The sequence below is a fragment of the Rosistilla oblonga genome (assembly GCF_007751715.1).
GTDB classification, from domain to species: Bacteria; Planctomycetota; Planctomycetia; order Pirellulales; family Pirellulaceae; genus Rosistilla; species Rosistilla oblonga.
On the sequence record NZ_CP036292.1, the window covers coordinates 4083068 to 4097918 of the forward strand.

The following is a 14851-nucleotide window of genomic DNA, read 5'->3' on the forward strand; positions in this document are numbered from 1 at the left end:
TGTGTGGCTTCACGTCGTCAGACAATTTCGCGTTTGCGAGGTTTGATCAATGGTGAGTTGACGATAGGAAGCGATGCTGACGCATTCTGTTTTGCGATGGGCAAGTCACCTAGATGCAGGATCTCCATCGGGCAGCGAACAATGCACTCATTGCAGCCGACGCAGGGTGAATCCTCCAAAGTGATCGGTTCGCCTTTCAACGCGCTCGATTTGATGTCGATCCCCATTTGGCAGTACTGATTACAAACGTTGCAGTCGATGCACTTGCCTTTCTCCGGCGTGATCTTGAACTGAGACCAGCGTCCCCAAAAGTTCATCCAGAACGCCAATGGACACCACATCCGGCACCACACACGTTGTCCAAGGAACGGATACAGGCCAATTGCGACCGCGCCGGCCAGGGCCGTTCCAACCCACAAGTTGTATTGCCCCAGCGGTCCTTCAAATCCGTAGAGATCGGCGATCGTTGCCACTGTCGCTAGTGCGATGAAGATGAAACCCATCCGCTCGATCTTGCGAGGCGTATCTCCCTTGGGCCCGCGATGGCGAAAACCATTGCCGACGGTTTCTGCGAGCGCTCCACACGAACAGATGTACGAGCAGTAGATCTTTCCCCAGCGAATTGTCACCAGTGGAATCATGATGAAGGTTAGGACAGCTGCCCAAACGACACCGACGACCGCGACGGTATGCCACCAGGCGGGATCACCGGGCCCAACCACTGGATCGACGTTGAAAGCGCCCATATTCAATGGCCAGGCATTCAGCGATCGCGTCAGCAGCGGTGTCCACGGATTGCGACCAATGAACACGACTAGAAACGTCGGAATCCCCCACCACAAAGTCCACTGCGTTGCGATGATCGTCAGGTTCCGCCGCCAGATCAGCCGATGGTTTGCCTTAATCGCCCAGTACAAACCGAATCCAGCGATCGCGGAGAAGTAGACCAGGTAATAGAGACCGTATGCATTGCTGAAGTACTTCGGGACAACGTTGTACAACCAAGTAAAACCTGGCACAAAGTAGGGGCCATCGCCTGCTGCAGATGGATCGAGTGTGAGGACGTCCGGTGCAACCAGCGATCCGGCATACAGCAAACCACCGGCGATCAGCATGAAGGTTGAGTGCGGTATGGGAAGCAACGCAGCACGCCCACGCGCTTGCATGTTTCCGTTGATGAGTTTCAACGCGAGCAGGCTGAGCCAAGCGATCGGCAGGACGGTTCCCGTCAGAAACGCGGCGAAGCCCAGTTGTGTCGGTCCTACGATCGACTCCAGCCCTGGCAGCAACAACTTGCCCTCGCCCGCCGCATCGGGGTGAAACACAAAGTTCTTTGAGTAGAAATAGACGATGATGCCGACGAGCAAACCGACGACAGACAATGCCAGCCGCTTGCCAGTCCAAACGCCGTCGAGTTCCAGCCCCATGTCGATCAGGAAATCGACCGGCGGAAGCGTTCCTATCTGCACGATCACATGGTCGTTCGCCAACGTGTGCGATTGCCCATCGACGTCGATATCGACTTCGTCGTCGCGTATCGCTTTAAGGTTGCTCTTATACAGAATGTTCAGCCGACCGTCCCGCTGGGCCTGTTCAATCAACTGGCGATTTTCTTCTTTGGCTCGAAACAGATCATCGCCGCGATACGAAAGGGTGACGCGATTGTGTGGCATCAACAGCAGGGCGGCTTCGATCGCCGAGTTCCCTCCGCCGACGACCATGATGTCGGCATCGTTGTAGTCCTCCGGCGTGTGCAGCCGGTAGGTGACCTTTGCAGCGTTGTCAGCCCCGGGGCATTCAAGTAGTCGCGCCTGACCTTGCCGCCCAACCGCGACCAACACTTGCTGCGTCGGAAACGATTTCCCCGACTTCGTCTCGACCTCGAACCGCCGCTCTCCAACTTTCCGTACGCGATCAACCTCTGTCGCTTCCTTGATGTGCAACTTCTTCTCGGCGACCAAGCGATTGACTCGGGCCAGAAAATCGTCCTTATCCAAGTCTTCGTCGAAATCGAGCTTGCTCTCGTTGCGCACGAACTGCGGCTCGGCATAGACTTTCTTGCCGGGCGGAAAGCTGCGAACGGTACTGGCAATTTTGTTGCGTTCGAGAACGACATACTTCAGCCCCCGTTCCTGCGCCTCCATCGCGGCGGACAATCCGGCAGGTCCCGCACCGATGATGACGAGGTCGAGCCGCCCATCATCCGCGGCCGACCCATCATCGAATTTCATCTTCGCGATGACGCTGGCACCCTGATTCGCGGCAACCTTGACCAGCGGCAGCCCCGTGACATCGCCAATGACGTAGATGCCTTTCACGCTCGACTCGTACCGGCTATTGACGATCGGCAGGATTTCCTGCGGCGGGACCGTGGCAAAATAAGACGTCTTCTTGCGGTCCGACTTGCTTGCGTTTGCCGCCATCGTACCTCCCTGTACGGATTGAGATTGATTTCGAGAGCGGCGTTTCCTGAAGTTATCAAAGAGCGATCACGCCAACGGACCGATTATGGAATCCGTTCCAATTGCTGTCTGTGAACTGACGCACCAACGGACGACGGAGAGTGAATTGGCGTCTGATCGTGGCGCGGCGACTGAAGCAGCAACGCCAAGACGTTGTCGGTAAAGACGGGATCCGCGGTTAGTTTGCGGTGGCTCGTGTGCAGGAACGTGACGCTATCCCAACGAATGGGGGAAGCGGGGCGTGTTGAGACGGCGTCGACAGGCTGCTCGGTCATTACTGCGCTGTGCCGCGTGGTCGTGTCGTCACCGGGCACGCTGTGCGCGACTTCCAACTGTCCGGTTTCCATGTCGACGGACATCACGGCGGGCGTTTCAATCGCGTCGCCAGCGTACAGATGCAACGTCACTCCCGGTGGTGGCGTCGCCGGAATATCGAGCGACTGGTGGAACTGCTTGGCTTTGAGCAAACACTTGCGTTGATGATCCAGAGCAATGCACTCGCGCGCTTCGCGATCAGCGACATCCGGCAACAGTTCTTGCAAGATGTCGTCTTGGTTCGGATCGGCTAATCCCCATTTCATCTGCCGCCACAGATCTGGATCGTAAAAGTCATATGCTTGATCGGAATTCTTGGCATCGACGAGCGTTTGATGACGCGGCCGCGGTAGCATCTGGTAGATCGACGGCATCGTTCCCAACGCCGCCGGTGGATAGTAGGGGAGCACGCGCGACAACTGATGTCCATTGACCAGGTCCCGAAGCGCGAACGCCGATCCGGCATTGGGAGTTCCGACCATCACCAACCGCTCCACGTTTCTCGCTCCCTCCCAGTCCAACGTTGGCAACGAACCATCGTCGGGCAGCTGCTGCGAACCGTATCGCAAGTAATATCGGGAGAGCAGGCCACCGAGAGAATGCGCCACGATGTCGAATCTGATTTCCGTGTCGGTGATTCCATACCGGTTTGCATACTCAGCACGAATGTATTCACGCTTCTCGGCGATGAATCGATCGAGCAACGCCGCGTTCTCCGCGACGTCTCGCCGCCAGTCGTAGTCGAACTGGAAACAGGTGAAGTGTTCGTCCCCATAATTGAACTCATCCGATTTGGGAGCGGAGGAATCGCGATATCCACCGACGCCGAGGGTTTGAAGTATCTGGTTGTACGCTTGCAGTTCCACCGGTATCCCGAACACGCTCAATTCCAAATAGGCCAGAGTTCCATCGCTGCGAACGCTGTCTCGCAATTGTGACAGCGGAACACCCTGCGCCATCGGTAACGATACCTCTGCCAGATCCTCGGATTGCTGGCGACGAAAACGAATCTTGTCGTACTTCCCCCAGACGATCTTACCGGTCTCTTCATCGACCAGCCGTGAACCCAACACCCCCGGGATCACGATCACCGGATTGCGTTCATAGTCGGGCCGCTGCGCCAGAGGGTTGTAGATCGCGGCAAGCGACGAATTGGGATGGTCCGTCGCTCAGCCGGGGACAAACAAGAGCAAAGTCAACGCGGGGAGAAACAGACTATGCGCACAAAGAGAAGCTTGAACCGCCATCATGGCATCGATGCAGCAATACGCCACCAGCCGAACCGACCGATGAGCCTCGGTTGCATTGTTAACGATCCAATGCAGCGGGGCACGAGCGAACCAAGCAGTGATGGCAAACACCGCCCAGGCGGCAGGAATGGGATTGTCGTTCGTCCATGGTTGCATCATCGAGGTCGTCCGTGACCAATTGAAAGAGACGGTAGCCGAGGCTACGTTTCCGAGCATCCGCAGCGCGATGTGCGAGCGGATGCCTGGCTTCCGCTACGCCATTCGCTATTCAGTGGCCATCGGAATGCATGTTGCCAATCATCGCATCCGCAGACTGCCGAGTCTGTGAGACTCAACACACTTGCTGGTGAACTGAAGATGTGCCTCCTTGCTAGCAGGAGTTTTCCGGTTGAACGAAGCAGGCCGGTTTGTAATTTCCCGTATTCTTCGGGCTGGAAATGCGTCGTCCGGTTGAGGCGACACACTGCGACACACTGCGACAAACCAAAGTCAAACCTCGCCCCGAACATTCTCGCGAGCTGGCTTAGGATCGATTGGACGCTTCACGTCACCTGACGTCGTTAAACGGTGAACTGCGACAACGGTGAGGGACTTCACAGACCAAAGGCTCCGGTATTTCGTAAATCAATCCTCACCCGTGTGTGTCGGCTCACACAGCAAACGGACTTGCCTAGCCGATAGGAACAAGACAGAAGTTCTCGTTCCTCGTTCCCCCGTGCCAACCTTTCGTAAGGATGCCCAATGTCTCGAAAATTACTCGCCACTGCGTCAGTTGTTGGCATTGCTACGCTTGGATGCTTACTGCTTTCCGGATGCCGCCAATCGGGAGCCTGCCACAACGGTAGCTGCCCGGCTCCTTCGGCCAGCTATGGATCGCCTTCGCAATCACAACCGGTCTATCAGGGTTCTGGATCGAGTAATTCGACGCTATCGCCTCCAACTCCCGCCCCAGCGCAAAACTACTCATCTCCGGGCGGTTCGGGCACACGTTCTGTACCATCTGGCGGCTCGGGCACACGTTAGGCGATCCAGGAACCTGATAGATGATGCGATGCTTGAGGCGTCGGAATGGCTGCCTCTTCGTCTCAGTAGGCATCTACAAAAAGTTTCCTTGAATTGTGTAAGCATCGCACGGGTACACCGTCTACTCTTGCGAAGTGCTTCACGTTTCCGACGTGAAGCAGATACAATTTGCATCCGAAACGAAGTCGGCCCTATGGAAACAGAATTGTCCAGCGATCGAGATCAACAAGTCGCCGGGGCTTCCGTCAAACAGCAACATGCCGCATCTCATCACCCCGTTGCACCGACGCAGAGTTTGCGTGTAGAACTCTCGCCCCACGTGCTGGCGGCAATGCCTGAAGCGATCACCGAAGGGGATTGCGGTTGCGGTGCGAGTCGCCAGGAAGCGGTCGATAGGATCGGAGTCGCCCAATGATCGTCCTTCTTGCCCTCGTTGCCGGCGTGTTGCTGGCCTACGCCAATGGTGCGAACGACAATTTCAAGGGCGTCGCCACGCTTTACGGCAGTGACACGACGACGTACCGCCGAGCACTCGTGTGGGCGACGGTAACCACCGCGGCAGGTTCGCTGACCGCGGTTTGGCTCGCTCGCGAACTACTCGAACGATTCTCTGGCAAAGGAATCGTCCCCGACGCGCTGGTGGCTCAGAACGAATTTGGCGTTGCTGTCGCGTTGGCGGCGGGTGTGACGGTGATGCTGGCGAGCCGCCTTGGGTTTCCAATCTCTACCACTCACGCTTTGGTGGGGTCGATGGTCGGCGCGGCGGGGGCCTCGTCGTTTGCCGTCGATTGGAATGTTCTTTCGACCAAGCTGATGGCACCGCTGTTGCTAAGCCCTTTGATTGCGATCCTCGTAACGGCAGTCCTCTATTTGACGTTTCGTCGAACTCGGATCGCGATGGGGATTACGAAAGAGACGTGTCTTTGCAGTGGCCGCGAGGTCGTCGAGGTGGTTCCGTTGGGATCGTGCGCGATGTCGATGTCGCGTGCCGAGGAGCTTTCGATCCGGTTGGGAACCAACGTCAGTTGCCGAGATCACTATGCCGGTAACCTTGTGGGTGTCGACGCGCGGCAGACGCTCGACACGATGCATTTTCTTTCCGCCGGAATGGTGAGCTTTGCGCGTGGCCTAAATGACACGCCAAAGATCGCCGCGCTGCTTCTGATTGTTCCCGCTCTGAATTCCCTGACTGCGACGGTCGTCTGCGGAGCGGCGATCGGCATCGGCGGATGGTTCGGTGCGAAGAAGATCGCCGAGAAGCTGAGCCACGGCATTACTGAAATGAACGCGGGCCAAGGATTCTCCGCAAATCTCGTCACGTCGATCCTGGTCGTCTTCGCAAGTCGCTGGGGCTTGCCCGTATCGACCACTCATGTTTCATGCGGCGCACTGTTTGGCATCGGCAGCCTAACCGGCCAAGCGAACTGGAAGTCGATTGCTCACATCTTGCTCGCCTGGGTCACAACACTCCCCGCCGCTGCATTGATCGGCTGGCTCGTCTTCAACATATTAACGTAGCCTCGACCGCGCGTTTTCGTCCAAGTTGCGATACGATAGTGCTACTGAACAATCGCGACATCGTCGCTCGCGAGGCAGCCTGCGACGCGGACAACTATGCAAAACCTTGACTGGGTAACAGCGACGCGACGACAGATAAAACACATTTTAAGAGATAGTGCCTAAACTGAACGCGGAAGTTGTTCGTCCGGCCAGAGGTCATCTGCGGTCTTTCCCATTTTTGGGCAAAATCAATTCGCCACCGCTCGAACATGCTTCCAATCCAGCATAGATTCTCGGTTCAAGATTTGGTTTGCTGGTCTCTTCTACCCGAAACAGGGACGTTATGAGCGAATATCAATACGTGGTCTTTCGTGCCATCGACCGGCCACTGGACGACAAACAACTCGCGTTCGCCGAAAAACAATCGTCGCATTCCGAACTTTCGCAATGGGAGATGTCGGTCGAGTACCACTACAGTTCGTTTCGTGGTGATGTCGATGGTTTGCTGCGTCGCGGGTTTGATGTCCACCTCGCTTATGCCAACTACGGCTACCGCGAGATCCGATTGCGGTTGCCCAGCGGCCTTCCATTACCCGCGTCAATAATCCCGGCATTTCTTTTTTGCGACGGTTTGCAATGGAAGCAGGACGCGAAAGGGAATGGCGGTATTTTGTCGGTGGCCCCCTTTCATGAATCAGGCGAGATCGAAGAGGTTTGGGATTTCGATGACTACTTGAATTCGCTGGCGAAAATACGCGAGCAATTGATCGGCGGCGATCTGCGCGCGTTGTACCTGTTGTGGCTGTGCGCGGCCTACGACGACAATGAAGAGCCTGAGGAGATGGTCGAGCCACCGGTTCCGCATGGTCTCGACAAGATGCCTGCGTTGAGCACCGAGTTGCTACCGTTCTTTGGACACGATCCCTTGATCCTGAAGGCAGCAGCGGAAGGTGTTCCTGGGTTCGACCCGAACAACAGCGACGAGGATCCGGTTCAAGACTGGGTGCAATCCATCACCGAGGCGCGCTCACGTGCATTGCTACAGCGGCTTTTGAAAGAGGATCCCGTGTCGGTCAAAGCAGAGCTGTTGGCCGAACTTCGCGAGTCGGGATCGATCGATGATTGGCCCACGATGGTGCGAGGACGCACGCTTGATGAGTTGTTGGACGCCACCGCGGAGCAGCGAGAGGAGGCAAACAGGATTCAGAAAAAGAAGGATCAAGCCAAGGCGAAGCGAGCGGCGGCCAAGGCGGAGAAAGAACGCCAGGCCAGGATGGACAAGATGAAGTCAGCTCCCAAAACCTGGTTGGCCGAAGCCGAGGAAATCGCCAACACCGGCGGAACTGCAAACTACAAAGCCGCAGCCGATATCCTCGCCGATCTTCGAGAAGCCATTGGTGGTGATAGGGGGGATCAGCTTGCTCGCGATTGCGCAACCAAGCTCGCCAAGGACAACCCAACACTCAACATGCTCAAGTCGGCGCTGAGAAAACGAGGACTATTCGGATGAGCTTGTGACGCCGTTTGTTCCAAGCTTCGAAACGTTGCCTGACGCAGCCTGATTGAGCCCCGGGCGTATACCGCGTTGGAGTGGCAACTCGCAACACGGCGGCTGACAAATCCGAACTCTGCACTTGCACACCCCATGGGCGTGATCGACAATCGGGCTGAGAAAACATGTTCAAACGGTATCCACTTCGCTTCAGTTGGTTCCATTTGGGGCGTTCAATTCAATCAATGTTTTGTGACCGCCCGAGCGAAACACGCCGGTGGCTTCCTGGAACATGTTCCCGCGATTTCTTGCCGGTACATCCAACGATCACTCACAGAAAGACAGGATTCAAACATGCTGATGAACTTCAACCAAGTAGCGCGACTCTCGATGACCGCAGTTGTGCTCGCCGCGTTATTGGTTTCGTCGCAGGCTCATGCCGACGAAAAGAAAGTGACCACGACGACGGTGACCGTCGGTGAAATGTGTGGTGGTTGCGTCAAAAAAATTACGGCTCGCTTTGACAAGGAAAAAGCGATCGCCCGAGTTACCTGCGATATCGACAAGAAAACAACAGTTCTCACTCCGGCGAAGGGTGTTCGACTGAGCCCGAAAGGCGTTTGGGAGATTTTCGAAAGCATTGGCAAGACACCTGAAAAGCTGGTCGGTCCCAAAGGAACATTTACGTCCAAGCCAAAGGCTCGTCTTCAAGACTAGTGGTAGGGCAGTTTCCAAAACTAGCGTTGCGCAAATCGGTGAAGCTGCTGGGAACACGGAGGTTTTTAATAAAAAGGGCTCACATCGTTCGGTTGAACGATGCGGAGCGTGAGCGACAGCGTTTTTGGGACAGCCAAACTTTCGGCGCGTTTTGGGGACAGCCAAACACCGTTTTTTGGCGTTTTGGGGACAGCCAAACTTTCAGCTTGCTCAAGCAGAGCGTTTTGGGGACAGCCAAACTTTCGGCATACTCAAGAAGGACGTTTTGGGGGCAGCCAAACTTTCAGCGGATTTTGGGGACAGTCATTCTTTCCAGAGCGTTTTGGGGACAGCCAAACACCGTTTTTGGGGACAGTCATTCTTTCGGATTACTCAAGCCATTCGGTACTGGGAGCTGGTGTTTTGCGTGGCGGTGGATGGGTGACTTTGAGTGGACAGGAGACGTTGTGGCGGGGCGTCGATGGGAGTTGAGTTTGCTTTGTCCGTTCCAAGCTATTGCCGCAAGCGATAATCGGTGGTTCGGTCTGAAAATGGCCGCAGTTCAGGTGAGTTTGAGGGACTGTGGCGGAGCTTTACGGAGGGGCTGGACCAACTAATGGATTTCCTGGAGCTTGCATCCATGCCTGCCTGCGGCGAGCGGCTTCTTTGCAGAGACTCTCCGATGTGCCAGCGGCTCGTTTGAACAGACGCCCGAATCGCTTGACCAAGTCGCACCAAGTGGGTGCGTCGATTCCGATACGAGTCAGAATGGGCGCGAGTTCGGCAGGGATCGAGCCTCGTTTGTCGTCTCGCAATTGACGTCCTGTCCAATCCAACAGTTCGAGATACTTGGACAAGGATATCGACAAAAAACCTTTGCAACTCGACCGACGATGACTCGAATCGATGTCCGCGCCGATCGGATCGTCTCGCTCGTCGATCTCCACTGGACTCATCCATCCGCTGTGGTGTGGTATTCGACTTCGCTCCCAATCATGACCGTGCTTCCGGTTCTGCTCCGAAGCGCAAGTGATGTCGTCGACCCTCTCCTTGGCGCCGGTAAATTCGCTTGCTTCAATCGTTTCGACGATTGCAGCGCGAATTGGGTTGAGGTCGACATAGGCTGCACAGGCCAACAGGCTTGCTTCATCGAGAATCAACTGCGCTTTATACCGACCCTCCCAAAAGTGACCGTTCACGTCATCTTCCGCGTTACTGCGTCGGGCAATGTTCTCCGCCGTGCACCGCATCCACCAACTGATATCCGACAGCCGACGACGGCGCTGAGCAAGAACTTGTTCGTTGTTGACGATCGACGCGATTTCTGCGTCCGATGGCTCGGCCGGGCTCCCGTCATCGTTGCAACGGACGGGGAATAATCGCAACCACCGTCGTGCGACCTCTTCATCGGACAACACAGCAACGACGTCCGGACGGCTTCTGAGCACTAAGTGCAGGTGATTGCTCATAATCGAAAACGTCAGGCAATCGATTGCAAAGCAGGAGGCCAGGAATTCGAGTCGTTCCCGAATCCAACCACGGCGGTGTTGGAACGACTGTCCGGTATAGGGATCCTCGCCACACAAGAAAGCGCGCCGGACACATCGCTCGATGCAATGCAGGATCTGCACTTGCTCTGGATCAATCACCTCACCTCGCGCTTGCCGAGCCATCACAAATCCCTCCAGCTACAAGCAAACTCAAATGTCGCTGCAGTTGCTTCCTCTGTATCTAGACTATGGAATTCTAGGCAACTGCCTCCGTAAAGGCAAGCATTTTGAGGGTGTCCCCTATCGCGTCCCCTATCGCGCTATATCGCGCCTATCGCGCGCTATTTTGAGGGTGTCCCCTATCGCGCCGTGGTCGCTGAGAAAACGAGGATTGTTTGAATGAGCGAGTGACGCCGTTTGTTGCGTCACTCCAATGGAGCGACCGCTCCGTCACGCAACCTGTTCGGGCTGGTGCGGCAAGCCGCCCACCAGACCCAAGCATTCGACAAGCAGGGCAGTCAAAGGGCATTACAAACACCGCCTTTGTCGTGAACCTGTTGCTTGTTTTTTCCGTAATGTCTCCGAAGCAAACTCTCATCTTCGGATTCTGGCATTTTCATGCATCAACACACGCACGAATTGACGCTCGGCGTTGCGTTCTTCCTCGGCGCGCTGCACGCACTCGAACCTGGGCACGGTAAGACCGCGATGTTGGTCTACCTGTCCGGCGAGCGACGTAGCTATTGGCATCCGCTGGTGATGGGGCTCTCCAGTGGGCTGGCCCATTCGGTCTCCTTGATTGCCATCGCGATGGCCGTGCATCTGACGCATCATTTAATCACCGGCGATCACCATCATGACAACGAGGCGATGACGGCGACGTTGCAGTGGATCAGTGCCGGTTTGGTTCTCTGTGTAGGAACTTGGATGTTGTGGGCCGCTTATCGAGCCAAACCGGCAAAGAAGTGCGGCTGCCGACACCATCGCGATGAAGATTGCGATGCAAAACCGCCATCGGCGAAGTCGAGCTACTCGATGAGTGCCCTGCTTGGTGTTGCGTTCGGCTTGCTCCCCTGCCCTTCGGCGCTGGCGGCCTACTTCACCAGCATGTCCACCGGTTCGCCGGTCGCCGCCTATGCCGTGATCGGTCTGTTCGCCGCCGGTATCGCCAGTTCACTCACATGCGTCGGCATGTTACTGCAACGATTCGGTGGCAGCTTGATTCGCGAAGAGAGCCGACTGGCAAAACTGCCATGGAGCTACATTCGCGCCATCCTGATATTGGGCGTTGGCCTCTTCTACGCCGCGCGAGTCGCTATGGCGGGCTGAGTTCACTTTCCCTTTCAATCCTATCTACGCAATGCTCTCGCTGGAACTTCTCGACAGAGTCATTCCAGTGAGGAATCCCGGCTACGACCCTGACTGGAAGTTTGGTAGTAGTGCGACTACTGCTCACTTCCTTCTTCCGCACGGTTGCCCGACGAAATGGGTTGGTCCGCGTTCAAAGAGATCCATGCATCCGGATTGGCTGCGATTGCGATGGTTAGTTCTCGCCACGACGACGCCATTTGTTCCGCCGGGATGAAGGGCCGTTTGCCGTTGTTCCATTGCATCAACGTGTTACGGCGGTAATCGATGCCCAGTCGCTTGACGACTTCCAGCTCGTACTGCCGAATCCAATCCAATAGATCGAGCAACAGCATCGCAGTTGGATCGCGTTGTTGGGCGTCCGGAAATTGAAAGTCGGGCAGATCGTTAGTAGACCAAGGGGGGCAATCCAAGCGAGACTTTGACGAATACTTCGGCGTGAAACCGTAGCGTTCGATAAACATTCCTCCCCGCAGGTCGTCACCAATGTAGATGCCGAACCCACGGAGCGTGATTCTCGTGCGATCGTTGATTGCCAACGTGTAGACGCTGGAACATTCCTTGCGGTGTTCCGGAGGTGTGGTGCGCTCGAATCCGATCTCGAGCAACCAGTTTCCTTCGGGCCGCTTCACGTCTTGTCCCCAACACCAGATCTGTTGACTTAACAAACCGGTTGCCCAAACGCGGTCGATCATGGCGACATCTCATACAGGGGGACCCAATCGGGAATATTTTGCCGTCGCGATGCGTGTTGCTCCCCTGGCGCAGCTGCAATGGCGAACAGCCTACCGACCGCACCGGCACCGATGACAACGAGATCGGATGTGCCCGGTGGTGCAGGCATCATTCGGCTACCTTTGCGGCCGGCTTGGCCTCGCAACATCCGCATAGACATCCGTACCTTCGGTTGAGCAGGTGAGCGGAGACCAGCAGGATGCCGCCCAGTGGTGTGATCCAAGGGGCGATTCCCGTCAGGAAGTTCGGCGAGACTACCGATGCGGTGACAAAGCTCGCATTGGATGGGTTGCTGCTTTTTGTTTCCGCGGTCGCGTTCACGGCGCAGTGTTCACAGCAGGCATCCGCGCACGCCGTGGCAGCGACTTCGGTTCCTGCGGGAGACTCGCAAGCCGCACAGCAATCCCCGGCGAATCCGAACGCGGCGAATGTGATCAGCGAAAGGCCGACGATCGCGATCGCACCGGGCGTCCAGCGACGATGTTTGCGAAAACCCGGCACAAACGCCGCCAGTGCGATCACGAAACAGGCCAACGCCATCCAGCGATGGAAACCTTCATCGGCGAGGAAACTGAGTCCCAAAGCTGGCAGGAACGCAATCACGAAAGGCATCGCGGCGCAGTGGATCGCGCATCCGATCGAGGCGACGATCCCGATCCAATCCTGCCATCCGAAGGTGGCTGACGAGCTGTCCGCGAGCCGTGGTTCCGATCCGCGCGGGCCGATCGATGTTGGTTGCATTACATCATCCATCTTCAAACCTCCTCTTCCATCAGTTCTTCACCGGGCTCCAGTTCGATCCCCGGCAACGGGTCTTCAAAATTGGCCCAAAGTTCAGGGCCTTGTGTAAATTCCAGATCGGTCAGCAAGCAGGCGTCCAGAATGTTGGTGATTCGCTGTGGGTCCATCGCGTTGCCGATAAACACAAGTTCTTGATGTCGATCGCCATGTTCGCCAACGAACTTGGAACGAATCTCCGCGACCAACGATTCGTCATCGGGCCATGCGTCGTCCGGCGCGGCGGCCCACCAGAAGCCCGCGGGGTTCATGCGAATCGAGCAACCGGCCTGCGACCAGTCGTAGGCCCAATCGTGACGCGAAGCGATCCACATCAAACCTTTGCTGCGAAGCACGCCGCTGAACAAACCGTCGTCCATGTCCCCATCGAGCGCCTCGGTCAGTCGCTTGGGGTGAAACGGTCGCTCGCTGCGATAGACAAAACTCGAAATGCCGTACTCTTCCGTTTCGGTCTCCTCCTGGCCACGCGGAACGGCGAGCCACTCCGGTTGCGCTTCGGCTTCGTCGAGCGAAAACAAGCCGGTCCCCATGATCTCCGCCAGTTCGCATCGACTTTCGGTCGTGTTCAGGATCTTGGCTTTGGCGTTGAGTTTGCGGAGGATGCGGTTGAGTTGTTCGAGATCGTACGGCGATATCAGATCGGTCTTGTTGACGATAATCACGTTGGCGAATTCGACTTGGTCGACCAGCAGGTCCACGATGTTCCGCGTGTCATCTTCGCTCAGTCCCATCCGCCGGTCGGCCAGATCGTCCCACGAACCAAAATCCTTCATGAAGTTGCCCGCATCGACGACGGTGACCATCGTGTCGAGTTCGGCGATCATCGAAAGACTTTCACCCTCCTCGTCCTCGAAGGTGAACGTCTCGGCCACCGGCAGCGGTTCGCTGATGCCCGTCGATTCGATCAGCAGGTAGTCGAAGCGGCCGTCGCGAGCCAGTCGCCGGACTTCGACAAGCAGATCTTCGCGGAGCGTGCAACAGATGCAGCCGTTGGACATCTCGACCAATTGTTCTTCGGTTCGCGACAAGTTCGCGTCGCCCGATTTGACCAGAGCCGCGTCGATGTTGACTTCGCTCATGTCATTGACGATCACCGCGACTTTAAGGTTGTCGCGGTTGGTCAAAATGTGATTCAACAGCGTCGTCTTGCCAGCCCCGAGAAAACCGGAAAGTACCGTGACGGGAAGACGTTTGGTGGAAACCGAGGGATTCATTGTTGTGGCCCTGCAAAAAAGTTGGCGAAGCTGGTTTGGGTTGAAGCGTCTTTTATTGATTTCGCTAGATCGAGAGGTTGTGACGACGGCTTGTGGAGTCCGATGGGGATCGCGCCTCGTATTGTTAAGCGTTCACAAAACAATGTGACGAGCGGCGATTGCTCGGCGCGGTCAAAGACGATGTGCGTCGCATCGCGCGCCCTTAGGGCCCTCGCGTTGACCGTGGCGTAGTCGTCTTCGCTGTCCTGGATCAAGACAACGACCCGCGAGCCGTGAGGTAGTGGCGGCAGCGATGAAGCAGTCCGCTGGTGCGACGTGGCGATTAGCAATGCGGACGGATCATCGCCGCGAAGCTGGGCACCCAACAGGCAGACGATAACAGCAGCTAAAAGCGAGAGGCGAAACACGAGACTTCTCCAAGGATCGAGGCGGGGGTAACATCGCTGCAGACGCAATGCGGTTACATGGGCGACTGCGTTTGCATGAGGGCGATACTTTCCCAAAACTG

At 56.5% G+C, this 14851-nt stretch carries 13 protein-coding genes; 7 read left to right on the forward strand and 6 right to left on the reverse strand.

Annotated features, from left to right (window positions below; genetic code table 11):
• Nucleotides 1-17: 17 nt before the first annotated feature.
• Together CA51_RS14405 and CA51_RS14410 are read right to left on the reverse strand one after the other, a co-directional pair.
• Entirely contained in the window at nucleotides 18-2423 is a 2406-nt protein-coding gene (locus CA51_RS14405) for an NAD(P)-binding domain-containing protein (RefSeq protein WP_145121729.1), read from the reverse strand.
• An 83-nt stretch (nucleotides 2424-2506) separates the two neighbouring features.
• Entirely contained in the window at nucleotides 2507-3868 is a 1362-nt protein-coding gene (locus CA51_RS14410) for an alpha/beta hydrolase (protein WP_145121732.1), read from the reverse strand.
• A 259-nt stretch (nucleotides 3869-4127) separates the two neighbouring features.
• Here CA51_RS14410 and CA51_RS14415 point away from each other — a divergent pair, with 259 nt between their 5' ends.
• The 7 genes from CA51_RS14415 (at nucleotide 4128) to CA51_RS14445 (ending at nucleotide 11557) form a co-directional block, all read left to right on the forward strand.
• Complete coding sequence (locus CA51_RS14415) at nucleotides 4128-4355, forward strand: hypothetical protein (RefSeq protein WP_145121734.1); 228 nt, start codon at nucleotides 4128-4130, stop codon at nucleotides 4353-4355.
• Nucleotides 4356-5243: 888 nt separating this feature from the next.
• Nucleotides 5244-5465: a hypothetical protein gene (locus CA51_RS14420; RefSeq protein ID WP_145121736.1), complete on the forward strand. Its 222-nt coding sequence runs from the start codon at nucleotides 5244-5246 to the stop codon at nucleotides 5463-5465.
• On the forward strand, nucleotides 5462-6568 hold the full coding sequence (locus CA51_RS14425) for an inorganic phosphate transporter (protein ID WP_145121738.1): 1107 nt from the start codon (nucleotides 5462-5464) through the stop codon (nucleotides 6566-6568). Before CA51_RS14420 ends, CA51_RS14425 begins: the two co-directional genes overlap by 4 nt.
• A 325-nt stretch (nucleotides 6569-6893) precedes the next feature.
• A complete protein-coding gene (locus CA51_RS14430; protein WP_145121740.1) occupies nucleotides 6894-8060 on the forward strand; it encodes a hypothetical protein in 1167 nt (388 codons plus the stop codon).
• A 135-nt stretch (nucleotides 8061-8195) separates the two neighbouring features.
• Nucleotides 8196-8759, forward strand: a complete 564-nt coding sequence (locus CA51_RS26190; RefSeq protein ID WP_231745699.1) for a hypothetical protein — start codon at nucleotides 8196-8198, stop codon at nucleotides 8757-8759.
• A gap of 872 nt (nucleotides 8760-9631) precedes the next feature.
• Nucleotides 9632-10117: a hypothetical protein gene (locus tag CA51_RS25890; RefSeq protein WP_197451188.1), complete on the forward strand. Its 486-nt coding sequence runs from the start codon at nucleotides 9632-9634 to the stop codon at nucleotides 10115-10117.
• Nucleotides 10118-10846: 729 nt separating this feature from the next.
• Nucleotides 10847-11557 carry a HoxN/HupN/NixA family nickel/cobalt transporter gene (locus tag CA51_RS14445; protein WP_145121742.1) on the forward strand — a complete coding sequence of 237 codons (711 nt, stop codon included), beginning with the start codon at nucleotides 10847-10849 and terminating at the stop codon, nucleotides 11555-11557.
• Between the two features lie 116 nt (nucleotides 11558-11673).
• Here the strand turns inward: CA51_RS14445 and CA51_RS14450 are convergent, their stop codons facing one another.
• The 4 genes from CA51_RS14450 to CA51_RS14465 form a co-directional block, all read right to left on the reverse strand.
• A complete protein-coding gene (locus CA51_RS14450) occupies nucleotides 11674-12291 on the reverse strand; it encodes a hypothetical protein (protein ID WP_145121744.1) in 618 nt (205 codons plus the stop codon).
• Between the two features lie 148 nt (nucleotides 12292-12439).
• On the reverse strand, nucleotides 12440-13084 hold the full coding sequence (locus CA51_RS14455; protein WP_231745700.1) for a MerC domain-containing protein: 645 nt from the start codon (nucleotides 13082-13084) through the stop codon (nucleotides 12440-12442).
• Between the two features lie 2 nt (nucleotides 13085-13086).
• The gene (gene zigA, locus CA51_RS14460; RefSeq protein WP_145121746.1) at nucleotides 13087-14343 is read right to left on the reverse strand and encodes a zinc metallochaperone GTPase ZigA; all 1257 of its coding nucleotides are present in this window, start codon (nucleotides 14341-14343) and stop codon (nucleotides 13087-13089) included.
• Complete coding sequence (locus CA51_RS14465; RefSeq protein WP_145121748.1) at nucleotides 14340-14750, reverse strand: hypothetical protein; 411 nt, start codon at nucleotides 14748-14750, stop codon at nucleotides 14340-14342. The genes zigA and CA51_RS14465 overlap by 4 nt, the downstream gene beginning before the upstream one ends.
• Nucleotides 14751-14851: the final 101 nt, after the last annotated feature.